Source organism: Pseudomonas sp. CFBP 5748 (assembly GCF_053850495.1).
In genome coordinates this window covers 556,019-572,831 of record NZ_JBSPTN010000003.1, presented here as the reverse complement: position 1 = coordinate 572,831, position 16,813 = coordinate 556,019, and the positions used below count along the sequence as shown (strand labels likewise).

Sequence of the window (16,813 nt, the reverse complement as noted above, 5' to 3'; positions counted from 1 at the left end):
CGGGGTCAAGGCTACCCATGCACGTTTGACGGCGTTGCTGGGGCACGAGCACGCCTCGCTGGTCCTGGCGCAACGTTGCAGCGGCGTGGCCACGCCGACTCCGTTGTTCAGCGCGTTGCTCAACTATCGCCATCTCGGTACGCAGACGGCTTCCAGCGAAATCATAGCCGCCTGGAACGGTATCCAGACGCTGGAAGGTGAGGAACGCACCAACTATCCGCTGACGTTGTCGGTGGATGACTTGGGCGAAGACTTCAACCTGACGGTCATGGCCCAGGCACCGATTGGCGCCGGGAGGGTTTGCAGCTATGTGAACTGCGCTCTGGAAAACCTGGTGCGGGCCCTGGAGCAATCACCGCTGGCCCCATTGCATGGGTTGGCAATCCTGCCGCCGGCCGAGCGCCGACAGTTGCTCGAAACCTGGAATACGACAGATGCCTTGTACGCCGATGACTCCTTGATCCATGGCCAATTCGAAGTTCGCGCCGCCGCGCAGCCTGATGCGGTGGCGGTGGTGTTCGAAGATCGGACGCTGACCTATGGCGAACTCAACGCCAGGGCGAACCGGGTCGCTCATCGCTTGCTATCGCTAGGTATTCGCCCGGATGATCGGGTCGCGATCTGTGTCGAACGTGGCCTGGACATGATCGTTGGTCTGTTGGGGATCCTGAAATCCGGCGCCGGTTATGTGCCCGTGGATCCGGCCTATCCGGCCGAACGTATTGCCTACCTGTTGCGTGACAGCGCACCCATGGCAGTGTTGGCCCAAGCCGCCACGTACCGTGCAGTGGCTGAAGTTTCGGTACCGGTGCTGGCGCTCGATGACGGCAACTGGCAGGACCAGTCCGATGCCAACCCACAAGTGCCGGGCCTGGACTCCAGCCATCTGGCCTACGTGATCTACACCTCCGGTTCGACCGGATTGCCCAAGGGCGTGATGGTCGAACACCGCAACGTCACCCGGCTGTTTTCGGCGACACAACCGTGGTTCGACTTCGGTCCGCACGACGTGTGGGCGCTGTTCCATTCCTTTGCCTTCGATTTCTCGGTCTGGGAAATCTGGGGCGCACTGACCCATGGCGGCCGCTTGCTGGTGGTGCCGCAATGGGTCAGCCGTTCGCCACAGGACTGCTACGCGCTGTTGTGCGAGGCCGATGTCACGGTGCTGAACCAGACGCCGAGTGCTTTCCGGCAGTTGATCGCGGCCCAGGGCGAAAGCGACCTGAGCCATAGCCTGCGCCAGGTGATTTTCGGCGGCGAGGCACTGGAAACCGGCATTCTCAAGCCGTGGTATGCCCGTGGAATCAATGCCGGAACGCAACTGGTCAACATGTACGGCATCACTGAAACCACGGTGCACGTGACGTACCGTCCCCTGACCGCAGCGGACGCGCAATTGACGGGTATCAGCCCGATCGGCAAACGCATTCCCGATTTGCAGCTGTACGTGCTCGATGCCCAGCGCGAGCCGGTGCCGGTGGGCGTGGTCGGTGAAATGTACGTGGGAGGGGCCGGCGTCAGTCGTGGTTATCTGAACCGCGAGGCATTGACCGCCGAGCGTTTCCTCGACGACCCGTTCAGCACCGCGCCGAACGCCCGCCTGTACCGGACCGGCGACCTCGGTCGCTGGTTGGCGGACGGCAGCATTGAATACCTGGGCCGCAACGACGACCAGGTGAAGATCCGTGGTTTCCGCATCGAACTGGGCGAGATCGAAGCAGCGCTGGCCGCGTGCGAGGGGGTCAGCGAGGCGGTGGTCATTGCCCGCGAAGACGAGTCGGGCGAAAAGCGCCTGGTGGCCTATGTGATTGCCGGCGAAGACGCGCAGTTGTCAGCCGCTGACCTGCGTACCCAGTTGCTGGCTTCGTTGGCCGAATACATGGTGCCTAGCGCCTTTGTGACGCTGGCCGCGTTCCCATTGACCACCAACGGCAAGCTCGACCGCAAGGCGCTGCCGGCACCGGATCAGTCGGCGGTGATCAGTCGTGAATACCAGGCTCCGCAAGGCGAAGTCGAAGTGGCTATCGCGCGGATCTGGCAAGACTTGCTCAAGATCGAGCAGATCGGTCGCCACGATAATTTCTTCGAGCTGGGCGGGCACTCGTTGTTGGCCGTGAAGTTGATCGAGCGCATGCGTCAGGTCGACCTGGCCGCCGATGTGCGGGTGCTGTTCGGCCAGCCGACGCTGGCCGCATTGGCCGCCGCCGTGGGCGGGCACACGGAAGTCGTGGTGCCGGATAACGCCATCCCGGACGGCTGCATGCGCATCACCCCGGACATGTTGCCCCTGGCCGATCTGGGCCAGGCTGCCATCGACCGCATCGTGGCCACGGTGCCGGGCGGCGTGGCCAATGTGCAGGATATCTACGCCCTGGCGCCGTTGCAGGAGGGGATTCTCTACCACCACCTTGCCGCCGAGCAGGGCGACCCCTACGTGCTGCAGGTACTGTTTGGCTTTGACAACCGTGAGCGGCTGCAAGCCTTCGCCCATGCCTTGCAGAGCGTGGTTTCGCGTAACGATATCCTGCGCACCAGCATGGTCTGGCAAGGCCTTGAAGCGCCGGTGCAAGTGGTCTGGCGGCATGCGACCCTGGGCTTTGAGGAGATCGAAGTGGATCCGGCCGGGGGTGACGTGGTGCAGCAACTGCACGAGCGCTTCGATCCGCGTCATTACCGCCTCGATATCGCCCAGGCACCGCTGATGCGCCTGGCCTATGCCCAGGATTTGGCGAATCAGCGTTGGGTCGGCATCCTGTTGTTCCATCACATGGCCCTGGACCATACGGCGCTGGAAGTGGTGGTGCACGAAATGCAGGCCAGCCTGCTGGGGCAGGCCCAGTTGCTTTCGCCAGCGGTACCGTATCGCAACCATGTGGCGCAGGCCCGGCTTGGGGTCAGTCGTGAGCAGCATGAAGCGTTTTTCCGCGACATGCTCGCCGATATCGATGAGCCTACGCTGCCATTCGGCCTGCAGGATGTGCAGGGGGATGGCAGCGGTATCGAAGAACAGCACCTGGATGTGGATGCCGAACTGGCCCAGCGCCTGCGAATGCAGGCCCGTCAGCTCGGGGTGAGCGCGGCAAGCCTGGTGCACCTGGCCTGGGCGCAGGTGGTCGGCCGGGTCTCGGGCCGTGAAGAAGTGGTGTTCGGCACCGTGCTGATGGGGCGGATGCAGGGCGGCGACGGGGCTGATCGGGCCCTGGGGATGTTCATCAATACCTTGCCATTACGCGTCAGCGTCGGTGGCCAAGGCGCCCGGGCAGGTGTCCGGGCGACCCATGGGCGGCTGTCGGCCTTGCTCGGGCATGAACACGCTTCGTTGTCCCTGGCCCAGCGTTGCAGTGGCGTACCGGCCTCGCTGCCGTTGTTCAGTACCTTGTTGAACTATCGACACAGCGCGGCGGAAGCGGTGTCCGACACGGCCATATCGGCCTGGCACGGCATTCAAACCCTGAGCATGGAGGAGCGGACGAACTATCCGTTGTGCCTGAACGTGGACGACCTGGGCGAAGGCTTCCGGCTCACGGCCCAGACCGTGGTCGCAGTGGGTGCCCGGCGTGTCTGTGGGTACATGCACACGGCGCTGGAAAGCCTGGTGATGGCGTTGGAGCACACGCCTGACCTGGCGTTGCGTGAACTGTCGATTGTGCCGGCCACAGAGCGCGAGCAACTGCTGGTGACGTTCAACGCCACCGAGGCAGACTATCCGCGGCAGCAGACGATTCATGGGTTGTTCGAAGAACAGGTGCAGCGTACGCCGGATGCCGTGGCGGTGCGCCATGGCCGACGTCAGCTCAACTACCGCGAGCTCAATGGCCTGGCCAACCGCTTGGCCCATTACCTGCGCAAGCAGGGCGTGCAGCCGGATTCGCGGGTGGCGATCTGCGTCGAACGCGGCATCGACATGGTCGTTGGCTTGCTGGCGATTCTCAAGGCCGGGGGCGGTTATGTGCCGCTCGACCCGGCTTATCCGCAGGACCGCATTGCCTACATGCTCGAAGACAGTGCCCCGGCGGCGATCCTGGTTCAAGGAACCACGCGCCACTTGCTGGGCGAGATGGCGGTACCGGTGGTCGACCTCGACCAGGGCGTCTGGCAGGACGAAGCGGCGCCTAATCCACAGGTGCCGGGCCTGACCTCGTCACACCTGGCCTATGTGATCTACACGTCCGGTTCCACCGGTCTGCCCAAGGGCGTGATGATCGAACACCGCAACACGGTGAACTTCCTGACCTGGGCCCATCGTTCGTTCGATGACGCCACGTTGTCGAAAACCCTGTTTTCCACCTCGCTGAACTTCGACCTGGCCGTTTACGAATGCTTCGCGCCGTTGACTTCAGGCGGCAGCATCGAAGTCGTGACTAATGTGCTGGAACTGCAACAGGGTGAGCACGACATCACCCTGATCAACACCGTGCCCTCGGCGCTCAAGGCCTTGCTGGAGTCCGGGGGACTGGGCGAGGGCGTCGACACGGTCAACGTCGCTGGCGAAGCGCTCAAGCGCAGCCTGGTGGAAACGCTGTTCGAACAGACCCAGGTCAAGCGCCTGTGCAACCTCTACGGCCCTTCGGAAACCACGACCTACTCAAGTTGGGTGTCGATGGCTCGTGAGGACGGGTTTGCGGCACACATTGGCAAGCCGGTGGCGAACACCCAGTTCTACCTGCTGGACGAGCACCAACAACCGGTGCCGCTGGGCGTACCTGGCGAGATCTACATCGGTGGTGCCGGGGTGGCCCGTGGTTATCTCAACCGCGATGACCTCACCGCCGAACGGTTCCTCAAAGACCTGTTCAGCACCACGCCAAATACCCGGATGTACAGGACCGGTGACCTCGGTCGCTACCTGGCGGACGGCAACATCGAATACCTGGGGCGCAACGACGACCAGGTGAAGATCCGTGGTTTCCGCATCGAACTGGGTGAGATCGAAGCCAAACTGGCCCAGCACCCGGCTCTCAAGGAAGCCGTGGTGCAAGCCCGCGAAGACGTCCCGGGTGACAAGCGCCTGGTCGCGTATTTCACCGAACATTCGCCGGGTGACGACATCGATGTCGAAGCCCTGCGTAGTCATCTGCAGATCCGGCTGCCGGCCTATATGGTGCCGTCGGCTTACGTACGCCTCGGCGCACTGCCGCTGACCCCCAACGGTAAGCTCGATCGCAAGGCACTTCCGGCGCCGGACCAGGATTCAGTCATCTCCCGCGGCTACGAAGCCCCACAAGGCGAGATCGAAACCACTCTCTCGCAGATCTGGCAAAACCTGCTGGGCCTGCAACAGGTCGGTCGCCATGACCAGTTCTTCGAGCTGGGTGGCCACTCGTTGTTGGCGATCCAGCTGATTTCCCAGGTGCGCCTGCGCTTGGGCGTTGAACTCAGCCTGGCCGAGCTGTTCGCCCATCCGCAACTCATGGACCTGGCGCAGGCGGTGGCCCACGCCGGGCGCAGCACGTTGCCGGAGATCGTCCAGGTCTCTGGTGAGAAAGACCTGCCGCTGTCGTTCGCCCAGCAGCGCCTGTGGTTCCTGGCGCAGATGGAAGGCGCCAGCGCGGCCTACCACATGCCCGCTGGCCTGCGCCTGCGTGGCATCCTGGATCGCGTGGCCTTGCAGCGGGCGCTGGATCGCATCGTCGCCCGTCACGAGGCGCTGCGTACCACCTTCGTGCAGGAGCAAGGCCAGGAGGCACGGCAGTGCGTCGCGCCTGCCGATATCGGTCTTGCACTGTTCCAGCAGGACCTGTCCGATCAGGACGATGCCGAGGGCCATCTGCAGGTATTGCTGGCAGAGGAAGCCACGAACGCTTTCGACCTGGAGCACGGTCCGTTGATCCGGGGAAGGCTGATCCGCCTCGGCAGCGAGGACCATGTGCTGCTGGTGACCATGCACCACATCGTTTCGGACGGCTGGTCCATCGGCGTGTTGATCAAGGAACTGGCGGCGCTCTATGAAGCGTTCCGTCACGGTCTGGACGATCCGCTGCCGGCGCTGGCGGTGCAGTACAGCGACTACGCCGTCTGGCAACGCCGCTGGTTGAGCGGTGAGGTGCTGCAAACCCAGAGCAGCTACTGGCAGCAAGCCCTGGCCGACGCGCCGGCGCTGCTGATGCTGCCCACCGACCGGGCACGGCCGCCTCAGCAAGACTACACCGGGGCTGCATTGCCAGTGGCCTTCGACGCCGACCTGACGGCAAGCCTCAAGGCGCTGAGCCAGCGCCACGGCGTCACGCTGTACATGACGTTGATGGCCGCCTGGGGCGCACTGTTGAGCCGGCTTTCCGGTCAGGATGAGGTGGTGATCGGTTCGCCGGTGGCCAACCGTACCCGCTCGGAAGTCGAAGGGTTGATCGGTCTCTTCGTCAACACCCTGGCGGTGCGCGTCGATGTTTCGGGGGCGCCGACTGTCGAAACCCTGTTGGCGCGGGTCAAGACTCAGGCTTTGGGTGCCCAGGCGCATCAGGACCTGCCGTTCGAACAGGTGGTGGAAGTGCTCAAGCCGGTGCGCAGCCTGGCCCATACGCCGCTGTTCCAGGCCATGCTGTCATGGCAGACGGTGGACAACACCGAGCTGGTGCTGGGTGACCTGAAACTCGAAGGCCTGGGCGCGGCGAGCACTGTCGCCAAGTTTGATCTGTCCCTGGAGCTGGGCGAGGCCCAAGGGCAGATGTTCGGCGCCCTCGAATACGCCACGGCGCTGTTCGACGAGACCACGGTGCAGCGTTATCTCGGCTACTTCGAGCGCCTGCTGCGAGCGATGGTGGCTGGTGACCAGAGCTTGATCGAACGGGTGGCGTTGCTGGACGAAGCCGAGCGCGAGCATTTGCTGGTGGACCTCAACGCTACCCAGGCCGCATACCCTCGTGGACAGACCATCCATCAGTTGTTCGAAGCGCAGGTCGCGGCTCGTCCAGACGCCATCGCGGTGCTGTTCGAGGGTGAACGGTTGAGCTACGCGGAACTGAACCGCCAGGCCAACCAGCTGGCCCATCACCTGATCGGACTGGGTATTCGCCCGGATGATCGGGTGGCGATCTGTGTCGAACGCGGCGCTGAAATGCTGGTCGGCCTGTTGGCGATTCTCAAGGCCGGCGCTGGTTATGTGCCGCTCGATCCGGCATATCCGGCTGAACGCCTGGCCTACATGCTCGCCGACAGTGCCCCGGTGGCGCTGCTGACCCAAGGTGGGTTGCAAGGTCGTCTGCCGGCATTGACGGTGCCAGTGGTGTTGCTCGATCACGCTGAGCGTGTTCGTAGCGGCATTTGCGTCGGGCGCGACGACAACCCGCTCGTAGCGTCCCTGGGCGTGCGCCACCTGGCCTACGTGATCTACACCTCGGGCTCCACCGGCAACCCCAAAGGGGTGATGATCGAACACCGGGGCCTGGTCAACTACTGCGTCGATGCGGTCCGGCTGTTCGGCCTGACTGCGGCCGACACGGTGCTGCAACAGAACACCCTGAACTTCGACCTGTCGGTGGAGGAAATCTTCCCGGCACTGCTTGCCGGTGCCACCCTGGCGCCGACCCGGCAGCTGTTTGGCAGTGCCCAGCTGCAAAGCAATGGCGATATCCGTCCGACCTTCCTGCACCTGACGGCGGCCCATTGGCATACCCTCGCGGCCGAGTGGCACAACACCCCGGCTCTGGCCCGCGACCTGCTGCGGGACGTGCGGTTGATCAACGTCACTGGGGATGCCTTGTCGACGCAGAAGTTGCAGATGTGGGACGCGATTCGTCCGCCCCATACGCAACTGATCAACACCTATGGCCCGACCGAGGCGACGGTGTCCTGCACCGCCGCGTATATGAAGTACGACGCTGCCTGTGGCAATGCAACGATTGGCACGCCGATGGCCAACACTCGTATTTACCTGCTCGATGGGCATCGCCAGCCGGTGCCGTTCGGCGTCGCGGGGGAAATCTTCATCGGTGGCGAGGGTGTGGCGCGTGGTTACTTGAACCTTGACGCTATCAACGCTGAACGTTTCCTGGCCGATCCTTTCAGCGATCAGCCCGATGCGCGGATGTACAAGACCGGCGACCTGGCCCGTTATCGTGCGGACGGACGCCTTGAGTACCTGGGTCGCAATGACTTCCAGGTCAAGGTCCGTGGGTTCCGTATCGAACTGGGCGAGATCGAGTCCAGGCTGGGCCACTGTGCCGGAGTCAAGGAAGCGGCGGTGATCGTGCGCGAAGACACCCCGGGCGACAAACGCCTGGTGGCCTATGTGGTGCCGCAGGCCGACGCGAGCCTGAACCCAGCGGCCTTGCGCGCGCAGTTGTCGATGCAACTGGCCGAATACATGCTGCCCAGTGCCTTCGTCAGCCTGTCCGCACTGCCGCTGACACCGAACCGCAAGCTCGACCGCCAGGCATTACCGGCGCCCGATGCCGAGGCCTACGCCAGCCGTAGCCAGGAAGCGCCCCAAGGCCAGGCTGAAATCGCCCTGGCGCAAATCTGGCGAACTCTGCTCAAGGTCGAGTCGGTGGGGCGTCATGACCACTTCTTCGAACTGGGTGGCCATTCATTGCTGGTGATGCGCTTGATCGCCCAGGTGCGCGAACAACTGGGTGTGGAGCTGAATCTGAGCGATGTCTTCGCCCAACCGCAGTTAAGCGCGCTGGCCCAGATACTTTCCCAGGCAGCACGCAGCACCCGGCCGGACATTGTGCCGGTGTCCCGTGACCAGGTCCTGCCGTTGTCGTTTGCCCAGCAACGCCTATGGTTCCTGGCGCAACTGGACGGCGGCAGCGCGGCGTATCACATTCCCACCGGCCTGCGTTTGCGGGGTGCGCTGGATATGCCGGCGCTCACTCGCGCACTGGATCGCATCGTGGCCCGTCACGAAGCGCTGCGTACCACCTTTGTGCAGGCGCAGGGGCAGGAGGCACAGCAACGCATTGCCCCGGCTGACATCGGTTTTGCCTTGCAACGACATGTCCTGGCCGGGCGTCCGGATGCCGAGGCCGAGTTGTTGATCATGGCCGAGCAAGAGGCTCGCCAAGCCTTCGACCTGGCCCGTGGTCCACTGGCCCGTGGTCGACTGGTACGTATGGCTGACGACGACCACGTGCTGCTGGTGACCCTGCATCACATCGTCGCCGATGGTTGGTCCGCCGATGTACTGACCCATGAGTTGGGCGTGCTGTACGAGGCGTTCAGCCAGGATCGGGATGACCCGCTGCCGGCCCTGCCAATCCAGTACGCCGACTACGCCCTATGGCAACGGCACTGGCTCACCGGCGAGGTCTTGGAGCAGCAGGAGCGCTACTGGCAGCAAACCCTGGCCGATGTTCCGGCGCTGCTGACGTTGCCGACCGACCGGCCACGCCCCGCACAACAAGATCATGCAGGCAGTGCCGTGGGGATTGCACTGGATGAAAGCCTGACTGAAAACCTCAAGGCGTTGAGCCAGCGCCATGGCGCCACGTTGTTCATGACGGTGATGGCCGCCTGGGCCGCAGTGCTCAGTCGCATGGCCGGGCAGGACGACGTTGTCATCGGCACGCCCGTGGCGAACCGCATGCAATCGGAGGTCGAGGGCCTGATCGGTCTGTTCGTCAACACCCTGGCGCTGCGCGTCGATGTGGCGGCCGACCTGACGGTTCAAGGCTTACTGCAACAGGTGAAGGCCCAGACCTTGGGGGCCCAGGCGCATCAGGACCTGCCGTTCGAGCAAGTGGTGGAAGTGGTCCGGCCCTTGCGCAGCCTGTCCCACAGCCCGGTGTTCCAGGCCATGCTGTCCTGGCAGAACAACGAAAGCACCGGGTTGGAACTGGGCGATATCTCCCTGCAAGGGCTGGGCGTGACCAGCCGCACCGCGAAGTTCGATGTGTTGCTGGACATGGCCCTGATCGATGGGCGCCTGTTCGGTTCGCTGGAATACGCCACGGCGCTGTTCGACCAGGCCACGATGGAACGCTATCTCGGTTACCTCGAATGCGTACTGCGGGCCATGGTTGCCGACGAGCAGGCTATCGTGGCGCAGATCCCACTGCTGGGTGACAACGAGCGCGAGCATCTGCTGGAAGGGTTCAACGCCACCACGGTTGAATATCCGTCAGGCCTGACGCTGCATGGTTTGTTCGAGGCGCGGGTTGCGACGAGTCCGGATGCCGTGGCCGTGGTCTCCGACGAAGAACAACTGAGTTACGCGCAATTGAACCGCCGCGCCAATCAGGTTGCCCACCGACTGCTGGCCCTGGGTATTCGCCCGGACGACCGCGTGGCGATCTGTGTGGATCGCAGCGTGGAGATGGTCGCGGGCCTGTTGGGCATCCTCAAGGCTGGTGCGGCCTATGTGCCGCTCGACCCGGATTACCCACTCGATCGGCTGGCCTACATGCTGGAAAACAGCGCGCCGACGGTGGTGCTGACCCAGCGTGCCTTGCAGGCCAGCCTGCCGGCGACCACTGCCCGAGTCATGCTGTTGGACGCGGCCGACGAGGAAGGCTTCTCGACGCAGCCGACCAGCGATCCGCTGGTGGAGGGCCTGCAGGCCAATCACCTGGCCTATGTGATCTACACCTCGGGTTCGACTGGCCAGCCAAAAGGCGTGATGAACGAGCATGGCGCGGTGGTTAACCGCCTGCTGTGGATGCAGGACGAATACAAACTGACCGCCGCGGACGCGGTGCTGCAAAAGACCCCGTTCAGCTTCGACGTGTCAGTGTGGGAGTTCTTCTGGCCGCTGTTCAGCGGTGCGCGGCTGGTGATGGCCCGCCCCGGCGGGCATCGCGAACCGGCGTACCTGCGCGAAGTGATCCAGGCCCAAGGCATCACCACGCTACACTTCGTGCCGTCGATGCTGGATGTGTTCCTGGCCCATGGCGAGGCGGACGAGTGCGCGAGCCTGCTCCGGGTGATGTGCAGCGGCGAGGCCTTGCCGGGGCACTTGGTGCGGCGCTTCAAGGCGCAACTACCGCAGACCGGCTTGTACAACCTGTACGGCCCGACCGAAGCGGCGGTGGACGTGACCGCGTGGGACTGCGCAGGCGCGCAAACCCCGGACAGCACGCCCATTGGCAAGCCGATCGCCAACACGCGGATCTACCTGCTCGATGCCCATCAACAACCGGTGCCCATGGGCGTGGCTGGGGAGATTTATATCGGCGGGGTCCAGGTGGCGCGGGGTTACCTGCACCGTGCGGAACTGACCGCCGAGCGTTTCCTCAAAGACCCGTTCAGCACGGCCCCGAACGCGCGTATGTACAAAACCGGCGACCTGGGACGCTATTTGCCGGACGGCAACGTCGACTACCTGGGGCGTAACGATGACCAGGTGAAGATCCGCGGTTTCCGCATCGAGTTGGGCGAGATCGAAGCCCGACTGGCGCAATACGCGGGTATCAAGGAAACCGTGGTGCTGGCCCGTGAAGAGGCGTCAGGCGAGAAGCGCCTGGTGGCTTATTTCACCACGCATGCTGTCGAGGCCGCTGCCGATATCGAAGCCCTGCGCGCCCATCTGCAAGGGCAACTGCCGGAGTACATGGTGCCGAGCGCCTACGTGCGCCTCGACGCCTTGCCGCTGACCCCCAACGGCAAGCTCGACCGCAAGGCCTTGCCAGCGCCGGACCTGGCTTCGGTTATCACCCGGGATTACGAGGCACCGCAAGGTACGGTCGAGACAACGTTGGCGCAGCTTTGGGCCGATTTGCTCCAGGTTGAGCGGGTGGGGCGGCATGACCACTTCTTCGAACTGGGCGGTCACTCGTTGTTGGCGGTCACGTTGATCGAACGCATGCGCCAGGTAGGCTTGAGTGCCGATGTCCGCGTACTGTTCGGCCAGCCGACGTTGGCGGCATTGGCGGCGGCAGTGGGCGGTACGACGGAGGTCGTGGTGCCGGACAACGCAATTACCCAGGCTGGCCAACGCATCACGCCGGACATGCTGCCCCTCATCGACCTGTCGCAAGACGAGATCGATCAGATTGCCGCGACGGTGCCCGGCGGCGAGGCAAACGTCCAGGACATCTACGCCCTGGCGCCATTGCAGGAAGGGATCCTGTATCACCACCTGGCTTCGCAGCAGGGCGATCTCTATGTGCAGCAGGCCACGTTCAACTTCAAGGATCGTGGCCGGCTGCAGGCCTTTGTCGACGCTTTGCAAGCTGTCATCGATCGGCACGACATCCTGCGCACCGCCGTGCTTTGGGAAGGACTGCGCGAGCCGGTCCAGGTGGTGCTTCGCCAGGCACGACTGATTCTGCAAGAGTGTGTTTTCGAGCCAAGTGATGACATCACCGCGCAATTGCTCGAACGCTTCAACCCTCGACACTACAGCCTCGATGTACGCCAGGCACCGCTGATGCGCATGGCGTTTGCCCATGACCCGGCCAACCAGCGCTGGATCGCCATGCTGCTGTTCCACCACATGGCCCTCGATCACACGGCGCTGGAGGTGGTGCAGCACGAGATGCAGGCGCATTTGCTGGGCCAGGCCGATCAGTTGGGCGCAGCAGTACCGTTCCGCAATTACGTGGCCCAGGCCCGTTTGGGCATCAGTCGCGAGGAGCATGAAGGGTTCTTCCGCGACATGCTGGGTGATGTGGACGAGCCGACATTGCCGTTCGGCGTGCTGGATGTACATGGCGACGGCAGCGATATCGAAACCGCCGGACTGAACCTTTCTGCCGATCTGAGTCGTCGTTTGCGGGCTCAGGCTCGTCAATTGGGTGTGAGCGCGGCGAGCCTGCATCACTTGGCTTGGGCACACGTGCTGGGGCAGGTGTCCGGCAAACAGAACGTGGTCTTTGGCACCGTGCTGATGGGCCGGATGCAGGGCGGCGAGGGCGCCGACCGGGCGCTGGGTATGTTCATCAACACCTTGCCACTGCGAGTGGATCTCGGTAGCCAAGGTGTGCGTGACGGTGTGAAAGCCACCCACGCTCGCCTCTCCGGCCTGCTCGGCCATGAGCACGCTTCGCTGGCCTTGGCCCAACGTTGCAGCGGAGTGGCCGCGCCGCTGCCGTTGTTCAGTGCCTTGCTCAATTACCGGCACAGCGCAGGCCAGACGGTTTCGAGCGAAGCCCTGAGCGCCTGGGAAGGCATCGAGGCCCTGAGCAGTGAAGAGCGCACCAACTATCCTTTGACCTTGTCGGTGGATGACCTGGGCGAAGGTTTTAGCGTATCGGCACTGGCGCTGCCGCGGATCGGCGCGCAGCGGATGTGTGTCTACATGAACATTGCCCTGGAGCATCTGGTACAGGCGCTGGAACAGGCACCGCAGGCGCCGTTGAGCAGCGTGTCGATCCTGCCGTCCGCCGAACGTCGGCAATTGTTGGTGGACTTCAACGCCACCACGCGTCGGTATCCGCGGGACAGGACCGTTCATGGCCTGTTCGAAGCCCAGGCCAAGGAGCGTCCGCAGGCTATTGCAGCTGTGCACGACGCGTACAGCCTGAGCTACGTCGAGTTGAACCACCGGGCCAATCGCCTGGCGCGCCATTTGGTCGGCCTCGGTGTGCAACCGGGCGATCGAGTGGCGATTGCGCTGGAGCGTTCGATTGAGCTGCTGGTCAGCCAACTGGCGATTCTCAAGTGCGCCGCCGCCTACGTGCCGCTGGACATCAGCGCACCGCTGGAGCGTCAGCAGTTCATGGTCCAGGACAGCGGCGCCCAGATCGTGCTGACGTTGAGCACGGCGCTAGCGCCTGAAGCCTCGCAACGGGTGGACCTGGATACGCTGGCCGTCAATGAAGCCGCCGATAACCTCGACCTGACGCAAAGCACCGAATCGGTGGCCTACATCATGTACACCTCCGGTTCCACCGGCACCCCCAAAGGTGTGCTGGTGCCGCACCGGGCGATCAACCGGCTGGTGATCAATAACGGTTACGCCGACTTCAACGCCGAGGATCGAGTGGCCTTTGCCTCCAACCCGGCATTCGACGCCAGTACCCTCGACGTCTGGGCGCCGTTGCTCAACGGCGGTTGCGTGGTGGTGGTCGACCAGGACGTACTGCTGACACAGGAACGTTTTGCGGCGCTGCTGCAAGAGCAATCGGTCAGCGTGCTGTGGATGACCGCCGGCCTGTTCCATCAGTACGCCGCCGGGCTGATGTCAGTGTTCGCCCAGTTGCGCTACCTGATCGTCGGCGGCGATGTGCTCGACCCGGCGGTGATCGGCCGCGTCCTGAACGAAGGCGCACCGGCTCATCTGCTCAACGGCTACGGCCCGACCGAGGCCACCACGTTCACCACCACCCACGAGATCAAAACCGTGGGCGAGGGTGGAATCCCGATTGGCCGACCGATTGGCAACAGCCGGGTCTATGTGCTGGATGCCAACCGGCAACCCGTGCCCATCAGCGTGGCCGGCGAGTTGTACATCGGTGGCGACGGCGTGGCGAAAGGGTATCTGAATCGCCCTGAACTGACCGCCGAGAAGTTCATCGCCGATCCGTTCAATGCCGATCCCGGAGCCTTGCTCTACCGCACCGGCGACCTGGCGCGCTGGCGGGCGGACGGCACGGTGGATTACCTGGGGCGTAACGACGACCAGGTGAAAATCCGTGGTTTCCGTATCGAATTGGGCGAGATCGAAGCGCGGTTGAATCTGCATGACGAGGTCAAGGAAGCGGTAGTGCTGGTGCGTGAAGACGCCCCGGGCGAGAAACGCCTGGTGGCTTACTTTACCCAGCACGCGGTGGACGCAATGCTGCCGGTCGAAGACTTGCGCGGCTATCTGCAGGCGCAGTTACCGGAATACATGCTGCCCAGCGCCTTCGTGGCGCTGCCAGCCTTCTCGCTGACCGCCAACGGCAAGCTGGATCGTCGGGCATTGCCGGCACCGGATCAGGACGCCTTCGTCAGCCGTGCCTACGAAGCCCCGCAAGGTGAGGTGGAAACCTTGTTGGCGCAGCTCTGGCAAGACTTGCTGGGCCTGCAACGGGTCGGTCGCCATGACAACTTCTTCGAAATGGGCGGGCATTCCCTACTGGCGATCCGCTTGGTGGGGCTGCTGGCGCAGGCCAACCTGACGGTGTCACTGGCCGAGTTGTTCCAGCATGAAAGTGTCGCGTCCATGGCATCGCTGCTGCAGAACCGTACCACCGAGGTCCAAGTGCAGGAGCCGTTCGTGCCGGTGCGCACCACCGGCCAGCAGAATCCGTTGTTCCTGGTGCATGAGTTCAGCGGCCTGGATCTCTACTTTCCGGTGCTGGGCAAGCACATCGATCCGGATATCCCGGTCTATGGCCTGCCCGCCATTGCGTGGGGTGAACCACAGTTGCACACGATGGAGTGCCTGGCTTCGCGGCTGGTGGGCATCATCCGTTCGGTCCAGCCCAAGGGGCCTTATCGCCTGGCGGGCTGGTCATTCGGTGGTGTGCTGGCGTACGAGATCGCCATCCAGCTCATTGGCCTTGACGAAGAGGTCGAGTTCCTCGGCCTGATCGACAGCTACCTGCCTCGGCTGGTGGACCAGGGCAGGGAGCGCTGGTCGCCGGACGAAGCGCACAAACGTCATTTGCTCGACCGTTGCGAGGTGTTCTGGAGGGCTGGAACAGTGGTCGACGGGGACCTCACCCTGGTCCTCACGAAGTTGGCCAGCCTGCAGGTTCAACTGAGTGACTTCGAGTTCGAGGGGCTGGTACAGCGGTGCGCTGAGCAAGGCCTGTTACCGCCGGAACTGGCGGACTACAACGCGGCCCAGCTCTGGCAATACCTGGATCGCGAAGTCGCCCACGGTCATGCGCTGGCTCATTACTCGGTGTATCCGATTTCGGTGCCGGTGCACCTGCTGGTCGCCGAGGAGCGCAAGGACGATGCGCCCGAACATTCCGGCTACCTGGGCTGGGATGCGGTCCTGCCCAAGGCCCAGATCCACTGCGTCAAGGTTCCGGGCAACCATCAGACGATGATGCAGGCGCCCCAGGTCAAGGCATTGGGGCAGGCCATTGACGATGCATTGCGCACCGTCGCTTCGCGCCCGGCGCCTTCCCGGCGCAATAGTTACCAGCCGCTGCTGACGATCCAGGGCGGGCGTGCCGATCGGGCACCGATCTTCTGTGTACCTGGTGCCGGCGACAGCGTGACTGGTTTTATCGGTCTGACCGACGCCTTTGGCCCGGACTGGCCCATCCATGGGTTGCAACCTCGTGGATTGGACGGCAACACCGAGCCTTTCGGTCTCGTGGAAACCGCCGCCCAGGCCTATCTCGAAGCCATCGACAAGGTGCAACCGCAGGGCCCGGTGCATCTGCTCGGCCATTCCTTCGGTGGCTGGATCGTCTTCGAAATGGCGGCCCGCCTGCACGCTCGCGGTCGCAAGGTGGCCTCGTTGACACTGATCGACAGTGAGTCGCCGGGTGGCAACGGGGTGGTGGGTAGGCCTTACACCGCGACGGGAGTCTTGAATCGGTTGATCGAGGCAATGCAGCTGGCTTCCGGCAAGTCCCTGGGTATCGATGCCACGTTCTTCGGTGCCCAGGACGATACCGCGCAGATGCGTTTGCTGCATGCCGGCATGGTCCGTGCCGGCATGCTGCCGCAGCGTTCGGCGGTGGATTCGATGCGCGGTCCGGCGCGGGCCTTTGGCACGGCCCTGCGTACGGTTTATCAACCACAACATCGATACACCGGGCCGGTGCGGCTGGTGTTGGCCAATGATCCAACCCTGGACACAGCCGGTAACAAACGTGAACAGGAACAAATGATCGAAGGATGGCGCAAGCATATCCCTGACCTCAGTATCTGGTACGGTCCGGGTAACCACTTCACGATCCTCAAGGCCCCTCATGTACACAACCTGGCAGCCTGGTGGCAGGACAGCCTTCCCATGCTCGATGAGGAGGCGGCCAGTGATTGTGTCTAG

The 16,813-nt window shown here is 63.6% G+C and carries 1 protein-coding gene (only partly in view); it reads left to right on the top strand.

Annotated features, from left to right (window positions below; translation table 11 throughout):
• Positions 1-16,813: the 3' portion of a non-ribosomal peptide synthase/polyketide synthase gene (locus tag ACWNZ1_RS09935; RefSeq protein WP_456027611.1), read on the top strand. Its footprint begins 14,123 nt before the window's first position; the window shows 16,813 of its 30,936 coding nt (coding positions 14,124-30,936); its start codon lies off the left edge, out of view; it ends in the stop codon at positions 16,811-16,813.